Below are 17801 nucleotides of genomic sequence, written 5' to 3'. Positions count from 1 at the left end.
GCAGGCATATGACGGCCGCAGTGCTGGTGAACGCCGACTCGCGAAAATGTCACTCGCGCCGCCGCGCCCACGACTTGCTTGCGCCGCGCGGGCCATTAAGGATGAGAGGGTCCTGAGGCTGGAACAAATATGCAATTTCCGACATATTGCAGGCCGAGGGACACGAGCTCGGTGGGGACTAGAACTGCAAAGGCCCGGAGGCCAGAGGTCACATGCGTACCACCCTTTTTGCGCTTGCCGGATTGATTCTGCTGACCGGCACGCCTGCGTTGGCAAAGGTCGACATCACCGTCGATAAGAACAACCAGATGATGACGGTCGCGGTCGACGGCGTGGAGCGCTATCACTGGCCGGTCTCGACCGGCATTCCCTCGCGCGAAACGCCGAGCGGCACCTTCCGCGCCTTCCGCATGGAAGAGGACCACTACTCCAAGGAATTCGACGACGCGCCGATGCCGCACTCGATCTTCTTCACCAAGATCGGGCACGCGATCCATGGCACGGATTCGGAAGGCCGCCTCGGCACGCCTGCTTCGCATGGCTGCGTGCGACTGTCGAAGGCCAATGCCACCACGCTCTACGATCTCGTCCAAAGGGACGGCGTCCTCAACACCACCGTGACCTTGACCGGCTCCGCTGCGGTGGCGCTGGCGCGCAATCCGCACCGAGGCACTGCGCTGGCGCGCCGCGACACGCAACAATATGAGGACGCCGGCCAGCCGGTGGTGCTGACGCCGCAGCCGCAATTGCTTCCAGGTCGCCAGATCGTGCCGCAGCAGCGGCCCGACGACGGCTACATCTACCCGGCCGACGGCAGCGACCACGGTGCGCGCTATCCCGCGCCGCGTGGGGTAACCCGTCGGGTCTACGATGCGCAGGCTTATCCGCAGCCGCAGCCCCAGTATTACGGCAACAACGCTCCGGCTTATCAGCAGCCCCAGCGTTATTATCAGCCGCGGGACTACTACTACGGCGGCACATATCGGGACTGAGCTGGTCCTGACATCGACACATGAAAGGCGGCCCTAAAGCCCGCCGTTCATGTTTTTTAGCCCACTAAAAAGAAGGTTCGATCGGCGAAGGAGCGGAAACGCGACGACGCCGACGCTCCGCGGCTAGTCGCCATCCCTGAGCCGGCGGTAGACCGCGCCGAGAATGTTCGAATAGTCGTCAGTCCACACCCGCTCGCCCTCGGTCGGCTCGGTCTCGGTCCACTTGTCCGACGAGGCGAGCTTGCCCACATCGGCCTCCTCCCGCGCCGACACCACGACATCGGTGGGGAAGATGTATTCGTCGTCGCGGCCGGAATCCTCGTCATAGACCCAGCTCTTCAGATCGTTGGCATCGGCAATGCCGACGACGACGCTTTCGAGTTCGAGGTGGCGGTTCGACACGTGCATGACGACAGCGCCCTGCGGCGCGAGCTTCGCCTTGTAGATCGCCATTGCCTCTTCGGTCGCAAGGTGAATCGGGATCGCATCCGATGAATAGGCGTCCACGATGATGAGGTCATAGATGCCGTCCGGTTCCTTGGCGAAGGTCAGCCTGGCATCGCCGATCACCGGCTTGAAGTCGGGCGCGCAATTCCTGACATAGCTGAAATATTTCGGGTCGCTCGCCGTATCCACCATGGTCTGGTCGATCTCGAAGAATTTCCAGCTCTCGCCGGGCTCGGCCGCGCAAGTCAGCGTGCCGGCGCCAACCCCAATGACGGCAACCCTGAGCGGCGCACCCTTGCGTTCACGAATGGCGGTGATGGCGCGGCCGATGCCACCGTCCTTGTGATAGTAGGTGATCGGCTCGGGGCGTCCGGCGACCGGCGAGCCGTCGTCGTTCTGATATTTCTGCGCGCCGTGAATGGTCGTGCCGTGCATCAGCACGTGATATTGGCCGTTCGCCGTGACCACGATCTTGTGCACACCGAAGAAGCTGCGGACAGTCTCGATCCGCCCGTCATCCGCCGGATAAAGCCGGATCAGCACCAGCGCAGCGACCACGGTCGCAAAGATCTTCCAGCGGTCGGCATTGAGCAAAATCGCGAGCAGCGCCGCCAGCACCCCGACCGATCCCACCACCCAAACGCGATGCTCCTCCAGATAGCCCGTGACCTTGCTCGTCATCTCCGCCGGCACCATCAGCGCCAGTGCAAGCACCGCCAACACCAGCCAGTACCAGCGGGTCACGAGCGGGAGTCGCTCGCCCTTCTCCGCCGGCCGGCATAGCGCCGCGAGCGCGAGCAGGATCGGGTATTCGGCGACCCAGGAGAATGTGAACGGCGCGATGAGCCCGGCGAACAGACCGCCGACCATGCCGCCGAACGACAGCGCCACATAGAAGCCGGTCAGATATTTCGCCGCGGGGCGCGTGCGTGCCAGCTCGCCATGACAGGCCATCGCGATCAGGAAGAAGCAGAGCTGATGACCGCCGAGCGTCAGCAACAGGTTCTGCTCGCCGCCGACCGCCAGCAGCACGACGACGCCGGCGATCGCCAGCGGCTGCAGCGCCAGCATCCATTTGTGCGGCAGCAGCGGGCGCGACTGGAACACCAGCACCCAGGTCAGCAGATAGAGCGACAGCGGCAGCACCCAGAGCAGCGGCGCCGCCGCGACGTCGGTCGAGATATGCGCGGTGACCGCAATCAGAAGGCCTGAGGGTACCGCGGCCAGGAAGATCCAGCGCCCGCGCAACAGCCAGCTCGGCGGCGGCAGATCGCTCCCCTCCGCCTCCAGCTGGACGGCGGTCTGCACCGGCGCGCGCAACAGCAAGGCCCCGCACGCGGCAATCAGCACGATCAGCACGCCATAGCCGGCCGTCCAGATCAGGTTCTGCGTGCGCAAGGTGAAGATCGGCTCGATCACGAACGGATAGGACAACAGCGCCAGGAAGCTGCCGATGTTAGACGACGCGTAGAGAAAATAGGGGTCGGGCGCGGCCGGATGGCCTGTTCGCACGAACCAGGCTTGCAACAGCGGGTTGTTGGCCGCCAGCGCGAAGAACGGCAATCCGATCGAGACCACGAACAGCCCGAGCAGCCACAGCGCGTAGCCCGAGGTCGGCGGATCGCCCCAGCTGCTTGCGATCGACAGCGGCAGGGTCAGGATCGCCACCATGAGCAGCACGAGATGCACGACCACCGGCACCACCCGGCTGCGAAGCTGCATCAGGAAATGCGCATAGGCATAGCCGGCGAGCAGCAGCGCCTGGAAGAACACCATGGCGACCGACCACACCGCAGGCGAGCCGCCGAGCCGCGGCAACACCATCTTGGTGAACAGCGGCTGCACCGAGAATAACAGCAGCGCGCTGACGAAGATCGCGGCGGTATAGACCACCAGGATCAGGCTATTCCGCGCGGCAGAGGGCTGATGGGCGACGGACGACGCGACTGAGGTCATGGAAACTCCGGCGGTGATCCGGCCAAGGTCGGTGCGGATGGCCCGTCCGCAACGTCCCGGCAACACATAGCGGATGGAAGGCCAGTAAGGCGACAGCGCCGGCAGCACACTTTCGCTTGACGGCATGCCGCAGCGGCGCGAGAGCACGGTCCCGGACAACCGGTTCCGGTCGCCGTAACCGTGCTTCTTTAATCAGGGCTTTTTGAAGCGGACATGAACGAAACCGACGTCGTCGTCATCGGGGCCGGCCATAACGGCCTGACCTGCGCCGCCTATCTCGCGATGGCGGGCTTGCGGGTGCATGTCGTGGAGCGGCGCAAGGTTGTCGGCGGGGCCGCCGTGACCGAGGAATTTCACCCGGGCTTTCGCAATTCGGTCGCCGCCTACACGGTAAGCCTGCTCAATCCGCGCGTCATCGCCGATCTCAAGCTGCACGAGCGGGGGCTCAAGATCGTCGAGCGGCGGGCGCAGAATTTCCTCCCCGCCCCCGATGGCCGCTATCTGTTGACGGGAGAGGGCCGCACGCTCGCCTCGGTTGCCAAGTTGAGCGCGCATGATGCTGAGGCGATCGGCTCGTTTTCGTACAGGCTCGAGGCGATCGCGGACGTCCTGCGCGCCTTCGTGCTGCGCGCTCCGCCGAACCTGGTGGAAGGCCTTGGCCTCGCCGCCATGCGCGAGACCGTCAATGCGCTGACTACGGCCAACGCGCTGCGCGCGCTGACGCTGGAGCAGCAGCGCGACCTGCTCGATCTCTTCACCCGCTCGGCGGGCGAGATGCTCGACGAGGTCTTCGAGAATGACCTGGTAAAGGCGCTGTTCGGCTTCGACGCCATCGTCGGCAATTACGCAAGCCCGTACGCGGCAGGCTCGGCCTATGTCATGCTGCATCATGCCTTTGGCGAAGTGAACGGCAAGAAGGGCGCATGGGGCCACGCGATCGGCGGCATGGGCGCGATCACGCAAGCCATGGCGCGTGCGTTGCGCGACCTTGGCGCGCTGATCGAACTCGATACCGGCGTGCGCGAAGTCATCGTCGAGCGCGACCGTGCCGTGGGCGTGGTGCTGGAGGATGGCAGGACCATCCGCGCCAAATATGTCGTCGCGAATGTGAACCCCAAGCTGCTCTACACGCAGCTGGTCCCCGCCGATGCGCTGCCCGACGACTTCCTTGCGCGCATCAAGCACTGGCGCAACGGATCCGGCACCTTCCGCATGAATCTGGCGCTGAGCCGCCTGCCCTCTTTCACAGTGCTCCCCGGCGATGGCGACCACCTTTCGGCCGGCATCATCCTCGCTCCGAGCCTCGCCTATATGGACCGGGCCTATCGCGATGCGCGCGAGCATGGCTGGAGCCGCGAGCCGGTGGTCGAGATGCTGATCCCCTCCACGCTCGACGACAGCCTGGCGCCGACCGGCCAGCACGTGGCGAGCCTGTTCTGCCAGCATGTCGCCCCGGAGCTGCCGGAGGGCCGTTCCTGGGATGATCATCGCGACGAGGTTGCCGATCTCATGATCGCGACCGTCGACCGCTACGCGCCCGGCTTCGCCTCGACCGTGCTCGGGCGCCAGATTCTCTCGCCGCTCGATCTGGAACGGCAGTTCGGGCTGCTCGGCGGCGACATCTTCCACGGCGCGCTCAGCCTCAACCAGCTGTTCTCGGCCCGGCCCATGCTTGGCCATGCCGATTACCGCTCTCCGCTCAAGGGGCTCTATCACTGCGGCTCCGGCAGCCACCCTGGCGGCGGCGTAACCGGTGCGCCCGGCCACAACGCCGCGCAGGCCATCCTGGCCGACCATCGGGCGCTGTTCGCCTGGGGGTAAGTGGCTAATAGCTCGTGAACGAGGCTGTGGATGAGCGTTGGACAAGTCTGGGGATAGGTCGTGGAAAAGGCCTGCTTCTGCGGTGGACAGGTTCGCCCCGCGATCCCGCTTGCGCGCGGTGACAAACAAAAAGGCCGAGCGCAAGCGCCCGGCCCAAGCATTCCGCGCCGAAAAGATTATTTCAGCGACGTGTTGATCGAGTCGAACTTGCTGCCCAGCGACGTGCCGAGCCCATTGACGGCCGCGATGATCGCGAGCGAGATGCCAGCCGCGATCAGGCCATATTCGATGGCAGTGGCACCGGATTCGTTGCGCAAAAACTTAAAAATCATTGATTTCATGCTCACCTTACTCCCCCTGTCGTTGGATCAGAGCTGGTCGGGATCGTGATGGAACAATACCCGCAGGAAGCTAAAATCGCTTAAACGGGGATCATCCAACTTTCCCGAACATTCCACGCAATTTCCCGGTGATTTCCGACCATGCCGAGCGGCCCGCGCTCCGCCGTCGTGAGCCGTGCGGGAAATTGGCGGGTGCTCCAGGATTCCGAAGTTCGCAACCGAAGCCACTCCGTATGCGGCTTCCGATCCCGCTTGCTTTGGTGCCCAAAACGCTTCACCACGGCGGCCAATTGCCTGCGGATCCCGTGATGCCCCTATCTCCCACCCCAGCCACTTATCGCGCCAGCTTCACCTTGCCCGACGAGAGTGCGGGCCGTCGTGCCGTCGACGTCCTGACCGAGATATTCTTCGAAAGCGATGCCGCCGTGGCCTCTTTCGAGCGGCCGGACGGACACTGGGATGTCGCGGTGCATTTCGCCGAAGAGCCGGATCGCGAGCTGGTTCGCGAGCTCATCGCGGCAGCGGCTGGCCAGCACATTGCCCAAACCGTCGCTTTCGACGTGGTGGAGGCCAAGGATTGGGTCAAGGCCAGCCTCGACGATCTGGTGCCGGTGCCTGCTGGCCGCTTCATCGTCCATGGCAGCCATGACCGCGCCCGGGTACCGCCGAACAAGCTCGGGATCGAGATCGAGGCGGCGCTCGCCTTCGGTACCGGCCATCACGGCACGACCCGCGGCTGCCTGCTGCTGCTCGATCATCTGTTGAAGTCGTATCAGCCCCGCCGTGTGCTCGACCTTGGCACCGGGACTGGCGTGCTCGCGATCGCCGCGGCCAAGGCGCGCCGCCAAGCCATCCTGGCCAGCGATATCGACCCGGCCTCGGTTGCGGTCGCCCGTGACAATGCCCGGATCAACGGTGTGGCACCGCTGGTGCAGGTCATCGGCGCCACGGGCTTCTCCGCACCCGACTTCGGCCGCCGGGGCCCTTTCGACCTGGTGATGGCGAACATCCTCGCCAACCCGCTGCGGCAGCTGGCAGGTCCGATGCGGCGCCACCTGGCGCCCTCCGCCCACGTCATCCTATCCGGCCTGTTGACCCCGCAGGCGCGCGGGGTGGTCGCAGCCTATCGCGCACGCGGACTGGTGCCGGTGCGCGAATGGCGTATCGAAGGCTGGAGCAGCTTGCTGCTGCGATATGTCGGGGAAACGCCTGATCGGGGATGAGCCGGAGCCGGCCGGCGCGGCGACTACTTCGAGATCGGACGAGTGGAAGATTCATCTCTTGCTGGCTGATCGCGTCTGACGCGTGGCGCCACCAAACGATTGACCAGCTGAACCAGCGTACTGCGTTGCTTCTCGGCGGGCGCTTCTACCGGTCCTCCCGGTGCGGGAGTCGATAACTTCTCGAAGGTAAAGGCAGGCATCGTGCGTCCCCTCGCCGCTGAGTTGAGGCACTCCTTGAAGGCGCTACAGCGTGGTCATTCGACCTTCGTCGCAACGTCTTTATGTTTCCCCGCAGCATCTCTTTCGGATGACTAGCGTAAGACAGCAAATCGTTTTGCACAGGCGAATGCAAGGAGATTCTTCATGCGCTGCACACGACGGGTGGGGAAGGTTGATTGCGGATGCGCGTGCGCGACCGTAGACTGACGGACGATGTTCGAAGCTCACTTCCAGACATTCGAGGACCCCGAAGCCGGGGTCGCTCTCACCGCACGCCTGTCCGCGCTGCGCGAGGAACTCGCCAAGCGCAAGCTGACGGGCTTCATCGTTCCGCGCGCCGACCAGCAGCAGAACGAATATGTTCCGGGCTCCGAGGAGCGGCTGGCTTGGCTAACCGGCTTCACCGGATCGGCAGGTGCGGCAGTCGTGCTGCCACATAAGGCGGCGGTTTTCGTCGACGGCCGCTACACCTTGCAGGCCGCCAAGCAGGTCGACGGCAAGGCGTGGACCGTCGAACCGCTGATCGAGCCACCGCTGGAGACCTGGCTTTCCGCCCATTTGCAGCCGGGCGACCGGTTCGGCTTCGATCCCTGGCTGCACACAAGCGCTGCGGCAGAACGGCTGGCGGCGGCCTGCGCCAAGGCCGGAGCCGAACTGGTCGCGGTCGACAGCAATCCGGTCGATACGATCTGGACCGAGCGGCCGCAGCCGCCGTTGGCGCCGGTCGCGATCCATGCAGCGGAATTTTCCGGCGAGAGCGAGGCCGGCAAGCTCGCGCGGATCCGCCAGGAGATCGACAAGCTCGGCGTCGAGGCGCTGGTGCTCTCGGACGCGCACAACGTCGCCTGGGCCCTCAACATCCGTGGCGCCGACGTAGCGCATACGCCGCTGCCGTTGTCCTATGCGCTGGTGCCGAAGACCGGCCGGCCGACGATCTTCATCGACCACCGCAAACTCTCCAACCTCACCCGCGACCATCTCGAACAGTCCGCCGATGTCGTCGAGCCCGATGCCCTGGGGCCGAGCCTGACCAAGCTCGCCCAATCCGGTGCCACGATTGCGCTGGACAGCGCGACCGCGGCCGACGCGCTCACCCGGCTGATCCAGACCGCCGGCGGCAAGCCGGTGCGAGGTCCCGATCCCGTCAGCCTGCTCAAGGCCGCCAAGAACGCGACCGAGATCGAGGGAACAAGGCGCGCTCACCGTCGCGATGCGATCGCGCTGGCCCGCTTCCTGGCCTGGATCGACCGCGAGGCCCCCAAGGGCAGCCTGACCGAGATCGACGCAGTGGAAGCGCTGGAGACGTTTCGCCGCGACACCGGTGCGCTCAAGGACGTCTCGTTTCCGACCATCGCCGGCACCGGTCCGAACGGCGCGATCGTGCATTACCGCGTCACCCGCAAGACCAACCGGCGCATCATGCCCGGCGATCTGCTGCTGATCGATTCCGGCGCGCAATATCAGGACGGCACCACCGACGTCACCCGCACCATCGCGATCGGCATCCCGACCGACGAAATGCGCGACCGCTTCACCCGCGTGCTGCGCGGGCATCTCGCGATCGCCCGCGCGATCTTTCCCGATGGCGCCACCGGCGCGCAGCTCGACAGTCTGGCGCGGCAGTTCCTCTGGCAGGCCGGGCTCGATTTCGAGCACGGCACCGGCCATGGGGTCGGCAGCTATCTCTCGGTGCATGAGGGGCCGGCGCGGATCTCCAAGCTCGGCACGACCGCGCTGAAGCGCGGCATGATCCTCTCCAACGAGCCCGGATACTACAAGACCGACGGCTTCGGCATCCGGATCGAGAATCTGGAGCTGGTCGTCGCAAAGGACATTGCCGGAGCCGAGAAGCCGATGAACGGCTTCGAGGCGCTGACGCTCGCGCCGATCGATCGGCGCCTGATCGACACCGCGATGTTGAGCGAGGACGAGCGCGCCTGGCTCGATGCGTATCATGCGCGGGTCAGAAACGCCGTCCGCGACGCGTTGGACGAGGCCGATCAGCGCTGGATCGATGCGGTCACCGCGGCGCTGTAGCCGCAAGGGATGTCCTTTCGGGACGCGCATCAGCACGCCCTCATTCCGGGACGAGGCCAAAGGTCTCGAACCCGGAATGATGAGGTTGTAGCTGCCGTGTTTTGCATCACCGCCTGCAACATCCTTGCGCGTGCGATGATAACAGTCCCGCTGGCGGCATAGGCGTATGCCGAAACAGCCATTTCGGCGAAGTGGCAGCTCGCTACAGTCGGCCGCGTTCGCAACGACCTGAGCGCCACCGCAATGCACGGAATGATCAGCAAGCCGGCCGAGGCTGCGGCGCAAGCCGGCGTCGCGAATTCGCGCCTGCTGCTGGTCCTGTTGGTCGTGATGACCGGGCTCGCGCCGATCTCGCTATATCTGCTGGTTCCGGCGCTGCCAATGCTGGCCACCACCTTCGGCCGCGATGCCTCCGTGGTGCAGATGACCGTATCCTGCTACATGGTCGGTATCGCGCTATCACAGCTGCTGTTAGGACCGCTGTCGGACCGCTACGGCCGCCGCCCGGTGATGTTGGCCGGCCTTGCGCTGTCGATCGTCGCAAGCCTCGGCTGCATCCTCGCGCAAACCCTGCCGCAACTGATCGTCGCCCGCTTCCTGCAGGCCCTGGGCGGAGCGAGCGGCATGGTGATCAGCCGCGCCATCATCCGCGACCTCTATCCGCGCGAGCGCATCGGCGCCATGATCAGCCTGGTCGTCGCGGTCATGATGATCGCGCAGATGCTCTCGCCGCTGACCGGCGGCCTGATCGAGACGGCGCTAGGCTGGCACGCCATCTTCTACGTCGTGGCGGCGCTGTCGGTCGCGATCGCGGTCGCGGTGACGCTGGCGCTGCCGGAAACCCGGCGGACCCGCACCGAAGGAGCCAGCTTCCGCGGCGACGTTGTCGTGCTGCTCAAGAGCCGCGCTTTCGTCGGCTATATGCTGTGCCAAGTGCTGGCATCGCAGATCATCTTCACCTTCGCCGGCGGCGGCCCCTACATCGTCGAGATCCAGATGGGACGCTCGAGCGCCGAATATGGCGCCTGGTTTGCGACCACCGGCTTTGCGTATTTCGTCGGCAACCTGTTCTGCGTCCGCTTCTCGCCGCGACATTCGCTCGACAGGCTGATCTGGTTCGGACTAGCGCTACAGCTTGCGGGCAGCTCCTTGAATGTGTGCTGGAGCCTGCTCGGCCTCAATCAGGTCCCCGTCATGCTGTTCGGCACCCAGATGCTGGTGATGTTTGCGAATGCGATGGTCATGGCCAACTCGGCGGCGGGCGCGATCAGCGTGCGCCCGAGCGCGGCCGGCACCGCATCGGGCGCCATGGGGTTTCTGCAGATGGGAATCGGCGCCTTGGTGTCGCAGTTTGGCGCCTATCTCGGCGGACATTTCACCACGACCCGACCGCTGACATCCGCCATCCTTGCGATGTCGTTCGCCTGCGCCGGCAGCATGATCTTCCTGGTGCCGCGCGGCAACGCGACCGTGAGCGAGGAGATGATCAAGGAAGCAGAAGAGGATGAGGCCGGCGTGATGTGAGGGCGCTTCGTCATCCGAGCGAAGCTGCACGCCCGAGCACAAGGTCGGCATGCCCCGCGCAGGCGGGGCATCCAGTACGCCGCGGTCTATCAGTTGAACAATCACTGGCTCTGGGATACTGGGTCACCCGCCTTCGCGGGTAACGACAGCGGAGCGTGGAACGTGGGTCGGCCACGATGGCGAAAGCAACAAACGCTACTCCCCGATCAGCTTCAGCCACTCGTCCTCGGTCAAGACCCGCACGCCGTGCTTCTCGGCTTCCGCGAGCTTCGAGCCGGCGCCGGGCCCCGCCACCACATAGTCGGTCTTCTTCGACACCGAGCTTGCCGCCTTCGCACCAAGTCGCTCGGCTGTGGCTTTGGCCTCGTCGCGCGTCATCTTCTCCAGCGAGCCGGTGAACACCACGGTCTTGCCGGCGATCGCCGAATTGCGCTTCGGCTTCTCCGCATCCTGGATCGTGACCTGCCCGGTCAGGCGCTCGACGATGCCGCGGTTGTGACTCTCGCCGAAATAGGCGGCGATGCTCTTGATCACGGTATCGCCGATCTGGTCCAGCGCATCCATCTCGGCGATCGCCTCCTCGTCGCCGTGAGCGACCTTCAGGCAGGCTTCGTGGAAGGCCTCCCACGAGCCATAGCCGCGGGCCAGCGCCAAAGCCGTGGTCTCGCCGACATGGCGCATGCCGAGCGCGTAGATGAAGCGCTCGAGCGGGATGTTGCGGCGCGCCTCGATCGCGTTGAACAGATTGCGCACCGAGGTCTCGCCGTACCCCTCGATCTCTTCCAGCTTCAGTTTCGCGTTGCGGGCGGCAAGGGTGAAAATCTCGGCCGGCTCCTTCACCCAGCCTTGCGCGAAGAAATACTCGATCTGCTTCTCGCCGAGGCCGTCGATGTCGAAGGCGCGCCGCGAGACGAACAGCAGCAGATGCTGGATCTTCTGGAACGGACAGGCGAACTCGCCGGTGCAGCGCGCGCGCGAACCTTCTTCACCAGTCGCAGTCTCCTCGCGCACCACATCGGTATGCAAGGGACACGGGCACTTCTTCGGGAAATGGAATTCCTTGGCGTCCTTCGGGCGTTTGTCGATGATGACGTCCACCACCTGCGGGATGACGTCGCCGGCGCGCTGGATCACGACCGTGTCGCCGATCCTGATATCGCGCCCCTCGCGCAACACCTCGCCCTTGTTGCCGATGCCCTTGATGTAGTCCTCATTGTGCAGGGTGACGTTCTGCACGATGACGCCACCGACCCCGACCGGCTCCAGCTTGCCGACCGGCGTGAACGAGCCGGTGCGGCCGACCTGGATCTCGATGTCCTTCAGCACCGTCATGGCGCGTTCGGCCGGAAACTTGTGCGCGATGCCCCAGCGCGGCGTGCGCGACACGAAGCCGAGCCGCTCCTGCCAATCGATGCGGTCAACCTTGTAGACCACGCCGTCGATGTCGTAGTCGAGCTCAGCGCGCTGCTCCTCGATCGAACGATGGAACGCGAGCAGTTCCTCGACCGAATGACACAGCCGTGTCAGCGGATTGGTCGTAAAGCCGCAATGCTCGAACCATTTGATCATGCCGCTCTGCGTGTCCGCAGGCATTGCGCCCGCGCTCATCTCGCCCCAGGCATAGGCGAAGAACCCCAAGGGGCGCGACGCCGTGATGGCAGGGTCTTTCTGCCGCAATGACCCAGCGGCCGAATTGCGCGGATTGGCGAACACCGTGTCGCCTGCCGCCTTCTGCCGCTCGTTCAGCGCCAGGAACGCCTGCTTGGTCATGTAGACCTCGCCGCGCACCTCGCAGATCTCGGGGATCTTTCGGCCATGCAGCTTGTGCGGCACATCCTTGAGTGTGCGGATGTTGGCGGTGACGTCCTCGCCTTCCGCACCATCGCCGCGTGTCGCCGCAGTGACGAGTTCGCCGCCCTCATAGCGCAGGGACATCGAGAGGCCATCGATCTTCGGCTCGGCGGAGAAGTCGATCTTGTCGTCCGCGAGCTTCAGAAAGCGAACGATGCGGCCGACGAAGTCGCGCACGTCCTCCTCGGCAAAGGCGTTGTCGAGCGACAGCATCGGCACCGCATGACGCACCTTCTTGAAGCGGCCGGACGGCGCGGCGCCGACCTTCTGCGACGGCGATTCGGGCGTAACGAATTCCGGGAAACGCTTTTCGATCGCGTTGAAGCGCTGACGCAGCGCGTCATACTCGGCATCCGAGATCTTCGGCGCGTCTTCCTGATAGTAGAGCCGGTCGTGGGTCGCGAGCTCCAGCGCGAGCCGCTTCCATTCCACCTTGGCCTGCGCCTTGGTGAGATCGGCGACGTCGACGGGCTTCCTTGCTTTTGCTGCTCTGGCCATTGCTTACTACAGTCCGTCATTCCGGGGCGATGCGAAGCATCGAACCCGGAATCTAGAGATGATGGGCATGATCCTATGGCCTACTCTGTGTACATTTTCGCGAGCCGAAAGGATGGGGCAATCTATGTCGGCGTCACCAACGACCTTGTGCGCAGAGTTTATGAACACCAGCAGAAGGCCGTACCGGGATTTACGTCTAGGTACAATATCACACGGCTCGTTTGGTTCGAGATCTACGAGGATCCGATCTCCACGATTGCCAGGGAGAAAGAGCTGAAGAAGTGGAAGCGGGACTGGAAGGTGAAGTTGATCGAGGCCGGCAATCCGGAGTGGAAAGACCTATACGAGACGATCTGCCGTTAAAGAACCGTCATTCCGGAGCGGTTCGCAGGACCGAATCCGGAATCTCGAGATTCCGGGTTCGATGCTTCGCATCGCCCCGGAATGACGTAGCAAGTCGCACCATCGACTGAGCAGCAATTAAGCCGCCATCTCGAGCAACCGTGCCGCCGCGGCGCGGGCCTCGGCGGTAATCTCGGCGCCGGCGAGCATGCGCGCGATCTCCTCGCGGCGGTGCTCGGCCGGCAGGGCATTGACGCGCGTGGCAACGCGCTTGCCCTTGTCGAGCGCAGCTTTGGAGATCAACAGATGCTGGTCGGCACGGGCTGCGACCTGCGGCGCGTGGGTCACCGCCATCACCTGGACTTGGCCGGCCAGCCGCGCCAGGCGGGCGCCGATCGCATCGGCCACCGCGCCGCCCACTCCGGTATCGATCTCGTCGAACACCAGGGTCGGCGCCGAGCCGCGATCGGACAGCACCACCTTCAACGCCAGCAGGAACCGCGACAGCTCGCCGCCCGATGCCACTTTCATCATCGGCCCTGGCCTGGTGCCCGGATTGGTTTGCACCCAGAACTCGACGCGATCGATCCCCTGCGGTCCCGGCATCTCGGCATCGGCCTCGACCTGGGTCATGAACTTGGCGCGTTCGAGCTTGAGCGGCGCGAGCTCGGCGTTGACGGCCCTATTGAGCTTCTCGGCAACCTTGCTGCGCGCCGCCGAGAGTTTTGCAGCCGCTGCGGCGTAGCGCGAACCGGCATCGGCGGCTGCGGCTTCCAGCTTCTTCAGCTGCTCGGCGCCGGCATCGATCAGCACGACGTCGGCGGCATATTTCGCCGCGAGCGCCGCAAGACCATCGACCGGCGTGGAGTATTTGCGCGAAGCCGCACGCAGCGCGAACAGCCGCTCTTCGATGCGCTCCAGCTCCAGCGGATCGAAGTCCGTCGCGGCAAGCGCAGCCGTCAGATGCTGGTCAGCCTCCTCCAGCGCGTTGATTGCGGCATCGATGGCCTTCACGGCCGGCTCGATCAGGGCCGGCGAGCTGCCGGCCCGCCGCTCCAAGCGCCGCACGGCAGCCGAAAGACTGGCGATCGGCGACTGGTTGCCACCGACAGCTTCCTGGGCGTCGCGCAGATCGGAAGCGATCTTCTCGCCCTGCATCATCGCGGTGCGGCGCGCGGCAAGCTGGGTCTCCTCGCCGTCTTTTGGCGCCAACGCCCTCAGTTCGTCCGAGGCATGGCGCAGATAATCGGCCTCGCGGGCGGCACGCTCCATGCCGGCGCGATGTGCCTCCAGCGCCGCGCCCGCGCTGCGCCGGGCCGCCCAAAGCAGTTCGACCGCCGCGACGTCTTTCTCCAGCCCTGCAAAGGCGTCGAGCAGGCGGCGGTGGGTGGCGGCATCGACCAGCGCCCGCTCGTCGTGCTGGCCATGGATCTCGACCAGCGCCGCGCCGACCGCCTTCAGGGTCTGCACGCTGACGGACTGGTCGTTGATGAAGGCCCGGGTCCGGCCGTCACCGAACTGGACGCGGCGCAGGATCATCTCGCCGTCGTCCTCAAGGCCGTTATCCGCCAATATCTTCGCTGCAGGATGGTTCTTGGCCACCTCGAACACGGCCGTCACCTGGCCCTGTTCGGCGCCCTGGCGGACGAGGCTCGCATCGCCTCGACCACCCAGCGCCAGCGCAAAGGCGTCGAGCAGGATCGACTTGCCGGCGCCGGTCTCTCCGGTCAGCACCGCAAGCCCTTGCGAAAACTCGATATCAAGCCGCTCGATCAGAACAATGTCACGGATCGACAAACGCGCCAGCATGGCAGTTGAGTCCTCGTTGAGGGCGAGAGCCCTGAAGCGATCGACTCAAATGCTAGCAGGATTCGTAGAACAAAACAAGAACACACCTCCGCGGAGGCCGGACGGCGCTCTCGCATTCAGCCTCGCCCGCGAGCGGCCGGAGGGGCGCCCAATACGCAGCGTCTCGATCGAGACGCGCCGGGTTCAGCCCAGGCCCAGCTTCTTGAAGGCCTTGGAGATGTAGGAGCCTTTGTTCTCTTCCGGCTCCACGCCGCCGTTCTTCACGAGATCATAGGCGTCTTTGTACCATTTGCTGTCCGGAAAATTGTGCCCGAGCACGGCAGCCGCGGTCTGCGCCTCGCCGACGATGCCGATCGCCATGTAGGCCTCGGTCAGCCGAAACAGCGCTTCCTCGACGTGACGGGTGGTCTGATATTGCGTAACCACGGTCTTGAACCGGTTGATGGCCGCCGTGTAGTCGCGCTTTTGCATATAGTAGCGGCCGATATCCATTTCCTTGCCGGCGAGCTGGTCACGCGCGCCCTCCAGCTTGGCCTTGGCGCTGACCGCATATTCGGAGGTCGGATATTTGCGAACCACCTCGTCCAGCGCTGCGATCGCCTTTTCGGTGCGCCCCTGATCTCGGCTGATGTCCGGGATCTGGTCGTAATGCGAGGCCGCGATCAGATATTGCGCATAGGCCGCGTCCGGGCTGCCCGGATGCAGCGTTACGTAGCGCGTCGCCGAACCGATGCAGCCATCATAATCGCCGGCCTGATACGAGGCATAGGCGGACATCAAAAGCGATTTGCGGGCCCAGTCGGAATAAGGATGCTCACGGTCGACTTCCTCGAACTTCTTGACCGCGCCCTTGGGATCCTTCTTCTCGTTCATCATGTACAAGCCCTGATTATAGAGCTTGTCCGCCGGCTCATCGACGAAGGTGTCGTCCTTGGCCAGGAACTTGTCCCACAGTCCGCCGGTGCCGCATCCGCTCAAGGGCAGTGCGAGCACAATCAGCGATGCAGCCAGCCTGATGCGGCCGGCTAATGGGGTGCAGAGTTCGTGCGGAAGACGCTGTGTCGACATGAGCTTCTCAGAACCTGACGCCTGTGATCCGGTGTGTGCCGCGCGTCATGAACTTTACGATCATGAACGCCGGTCAGGGCTTGTCCAGGCGCCTGCCGTGCAGCCATCGCCTCTTTAGCCGAAACGCCCTTGTTAACCAACCGCATAGGCAGGCATTTCGCCCGGATTAAGGCGGCATCGGGACGCACCCGTCCACATGGTTACCTGGCAAAGCCCTGGAAAGCCTATGAAGTTTGGCGCTCCCGGCAGCCCGCTCGCGCCCGGCAATCATCGGCAACGAAAATCCCGTGGAGGACTCGCCGGGCGAAACGAGCAGTCATCAGAGACTCACTCGGGTGAGCCGGCTCTGCCAAGCCGCGAATCGAGGCGTCCCGTCAGGACACGTCCGGGCCGTAAGCCGGAGCGATCATGCCGCCGACCATTCCACCCACCGCGACCTCGGTCGCAACGCGCGGACGCCGCACCGCCGGCTCGCCTTCGACCACCCGCCAGGCCGTGCGGTCGGCAAGCAGCGCGGTCAGCACCGCGTGATTGAGCTTATGGCCCCCGCGCACCGAACGGTAAGTCCCAAGCAGCGGCAGGCCAGCGAGTGCGAGGTCGCCGAGGGCATCCAGCACCTTGTGACGGGCGCATTCATCGGCGTAGCGCAGCCCTTCTGGGTTCAGGAGCCGCTCCTCATCGAACACGACGGTGTTCTCGAAGGACGACCCCAGCGCGAAGCCGGCGCTCCAGAGCTTCGCTACGTCGCTCATGCAGCCGAAGGTGCGGGCGCGGGCGATCTCGCGGCGGAAACGCTCCGGATTGAGATCGAATTGGTAGGCTTGGCGGCCGATCACCGGATTGGTGAAGTCGATCTCAACCTCGACCCGGAATCCGGTCGCATTCGGACGGAGCTCGCCGGAACAAGCGCCGATCGCGACCTGCACCGGCTTGAGGACCTGGATGAAGCGGCGCGCCGCCGACTGCGAAACAACGCCCGCCTGCTCGATCGCCGCAACGAAGGGCGCTGCCGAGCCGTCCATGATCGGAACTTCGGGACCGTCGATCTCGATGGTGGCGTTGTCGACGCCCATGCCGCGCAGCGCGGCCAGCACATGTTCAGCGGTGGAAACCAGCGGACCTTCGGAGTCGCCGAGGACCGTTGCAAATTCGGTGGCGATCACCGAGCCAGCGGTGGCCCTCACCTCTCGGTCGGCGCCATCGAGACCGGTGCGGACAAAAACAAGGCCTGCATCGATCGGCGCAGGCCCAACAGTCAAGCTCACGGGCGCCCCGGAATGGACACCAACACCGGTGACGGTGGCCTGCGAACGAAGCGTGGTTTGCCGGCTGAATTTCATCGACTATCGCCCAAGACCCCACCTTAACACCGGGCTGGCAGCTACTTCGCGCCGACTCAATGTCAGGTATTCCCCAAGTCACGCCAAACCTTAATCACGGGCTCCGAAGGGCGCCAACTCACGCTTCTTTACGGATTGTTACCCTATCTCCGCCGTATTCGCGCCAAGGCTTAACCAAATTGGAACGCGCCCTTTACCCTCCATGGCCCCTATCACAGCACCGAAAGAATAATTAATCATTTAAAATCAGTCGCTTGAACGACGCCGAGTGTTCGGTCCCTCCAAGCGAAGAGGCCCGGCTCTTGCGAGCCGGGCCTCTTTTCCACAGCCAGG

The 17801-nt window shown here is 64.6% G+C and carries 12 protein-coding genes; 6 read left to right on the top strand and 6 right to left on the bottom strand.

The window, feature by feature from the left end; translation table 11 throughout:
- Positions 1-212: 212 nt before the first annotated feature.
- A complete protein-coding gene (locus tag QX071_RS10285; protein WP_315700933.1) occupies positions 213-992 on the top strand; it encodes a L,D-transpeptidase in 780 nt (259 codons plus the stop codon).
- Between the two features lie 123 nt (positions 993-1115).
- On the opposite strand, the gene QX071_RS10280 is transcribed toward QX071_RS10285, so the two are convergent.
- Positions 1116-3395: a fused MFS/spermidine synthase gene (locus tag QX071_RS10280; RefSeq protein WP_315700934.1), complete on the bottom strand. Its 2280-nt coding sequence runs from the start codon at positions 3393-3395 to the stop codon at positions 1116-1118.
- Between the two features lie 213 nt (positions 3396-3608).
- On the opposite strand from QX071_RS10280, the gene QX071_RS10275 reads away from it, so the two are divergent.
- Complete coding sequence (locus tag QX071_RS10275) at positions 3609-5216, top strand: NAD(P)/FAD-dependent oxidoreductase (RefSeq protein ID WP_315700935.1); 1608 nt, start codon at positions 3609-3611, stop codon at positions 5214-5216.
- Between the two features lie 176 nt (positions 5217-5392).
- Here the strand turns inward: QX071_RS10275 and QX071_RS10270 are convergent, their stop codons facing one another.
- Entirely contained in the window at positions 5393-5557 is a 165-nt protein-coding gene (locus QX071_RS10270) for a Flp family type IVb pilin (RefSeq protein ID WP_315700936.1), read from the bottom strand.
- Positions 5558-5865: 308 nt separating this feature from the next.
- Here QX071_RS10270 and QX071_RS10265 point away from each other — a divergent pair, with 308 nt between their 5' ends.
- The 3 genes from QX071_RS10265 to QX071_RS10255 all read left to right on the top strand — a co-directional run bounded on the left by QX071_RS10265 (position 5866) and on the right by QX071_RS10255 (position 10560).
- Positions 5866-6780, top strand: coding sequence for a 50S ribosomal protein L11 methyltransferase (locus QX071_RS10265; RefSeq protein WP_315700937.1), 915 nt, complete (start codon positions 5866-5868; stop codon positions 6778-6780).
- 432 nt (positions 6781-7212) lie between these two features.
- Positions 7213-9036, top strand: a complete 1824-nt coding sequence (locus QX071_RS10260) for an aminopeptidase P family protein (RefSeq protein ID WP_315700938.1) — start codon at positions 7213-7215, stop codon at positions 9034-9036.
- Between the two features lie 243 nt (positions 9037-9279).
- Positions 9280-10560 carry a multidrug effflux MFS transporter gene (locus QX071_RS10255; RefSeq protein WP_315700939.1) on the top strand — a complete coding sequence of 427 codons (1281 nt, stop codon included), beginning with the start codon at positions 9280-9282 and terminating at the stop codon, positions 10558-10560.
- Positions 10561-10755: 195 nt separating this feature from the next.
- Here QX071_RS10255 and ligA read toward each other — a convergent pair whose 3' ends face one another.
- A complete protein-coding gene (ligA, locus tag QX071_RS10250) occupies positions 10756-12909 on the bottom strand; it encodes an NAD-dependent DNA ligase LigA (RefSeq protein ID WP_315700940.1) in 2154 nt (717 codons plus the stop codon).
- A 75-nt stretch (positions 12910-12984) separates the two neighbouring features.
- Here ligA and QX071_RS10245 point away from each other — a divergent pair, with 75 nt between their 5' ends.
- On the top strand, positions 12985-13272 hold the full coding sequence (locus QX071_RS10245) for a GIY-YIG nuclease family protein (protein ID WP_315700941.1): 288 nt from the start codon (positions 12985-12987) through the stop codon (positions 13270-13272).
- A 117-nt stretch (positions 13273-13389) separates the two neighbouring features.
- Here the strand turns inward: QX071_RS10245 and recN are convergent, their stop codons facing one another.
- The 3 genes from recN to lpxC all read right to left on the bottom strand — a co-directional run bounded on the left by recN (position 13390) and on the right by lpxC (position 17468).
- Positions 13390-15060: a DNA repair protein RecN gene (gene recN, locus QX071_RS10240; protein ID WP_315700942.1), complete on the bottom strand. Its 1671-nt coding sequence runs from the start codon at positions 15058-15060 to the stop codon at positions 13390-13392.
- Between the two features lie 183 nt (positions 15061-15243).
- Positions 15244-16128: an outer membrane protein assembly factor BamD gene (locus QX071_RS10235; RefSeq protein WP_315700943.1), complete on the bottom strand. Its 885-nt coding sequence runs from the start codon at positions 16126-16128 to the stop codon at positions 15244-15246.
- A gap of 374 nt (positions 16129-16502) precedes the next feature.
- The gene (gene lpxC, locus QX071_RS10230) at positions 16503-17468 is read right to left on the bottom strand and encodes a UDP-3-O-acyl-N-acetylglucosamine deacetylase (RefSeq protein WP_315700944.1); all 966 of its coding nucleotides are present in this window, start codon (positions 17466-17468) and stop codon (positions 16503-16505) included.
- Positions 17469-17801 lie beyond the last annotated feature (333 nt).

It is taken from the genome of Bradyrhizobium sp. SZCCHNS1022 (assembly GCF_032484835.1).
Classification (GTDB): Bacteria; Pseudomonadota; Alphaproteobacteria; order Rhizobiales; family Xanthobacteraceae; genus Bradyrhizobium.
The sequence above is the reverse complement of the archived record's forward strand: the minus strand, read 5'-3'. Positions and strand labels throughout refer to the sequence as shown.

Bases quoted from the DNA above. Each gene is read 5' to 3' on its own strand.
- ligA (WP_315700940.1), bottom strand. From the start codon at position 12,909: ATGGCCAGAGCAGCAAAAGCAAGGAAGCCCGTCGACGTCGCCGATCTC.
- QX071_RS10280 (WP_315700934.1), bottom strand. From the start codon at position 3,395: ATGACCTCAGTCGCGTCGTCCGTCGCCCATCAGCCCTCTGCCGCGCGG.
- QX071_RS10255 (WP_315700939.1), top strand. From the start codon at position 9,280: ATGCACGGAATGATCAGCAAGCCGGCCGAGGCTGCGGCGCAAGCCGGC.
- QX071_RS10245 (WP_315700941.1), top strand. From the start codon at position 12,985: ATGGCCTACTCTGTGTACATTTTCGCGAGCCGAAAGGATGGGGCAATC.
- QX071_RS10285 (WP_315700933.1), top strand. From the start codon at position 213: ATGCGTACCACCCTTTTTGCGCTTGCCGGATTGATTCTGCTGACCGGC.
- QX071_RS10260 (WP_315700938.1), top strand. From the start codon at position 7,213: ATGTTCGAAGCTCACTTCCAGACATTCGAGGACCCCGAAGCCGGGGTC.
- QX071_RS10270 (WP_315700936.1), bottom strand. From the start codon at position 5,557: ATGAAATCAATGATTTTTAAGTTTTTGCGCAACGAATCCGGTGCCACT.
- recN (WP_315700942.1), bottom strand. From the start codon at position 15,060: ATGCTGGCGCGTTTGTCGATCCGTGACATTGTTCTGATCGAGCGGCTT.
- QX071_RS10265 (WP_315700937.1), top strand. From the start codon at position 5,866: ATGCCCCTATCTCCCACCCCAGCCACTTATCGCGCCAGCTTCACCTTG.
- lpxC (WP_315700944.1), bottom strand. From the start codon at position 17,468: ATGAAATTCAGCCGGCAAACCACGCTTCGTTCGCAGGCCACCGTCACC.
- QX071_RS10275 (WP_315700935.1), top strand. From the start codon at position 3,609: ATGAACGAAACCGACGTCGTCGTCATCGGGGCCGGCCATAACGGCCTG.
- QX071_RS10235 (WP_315700943.1), bottom strand. From the start codon at position 16,128: ATGTCGACACAGCGTCTTCCGCACGAACTCTGCACCCCATTAGCCGGC.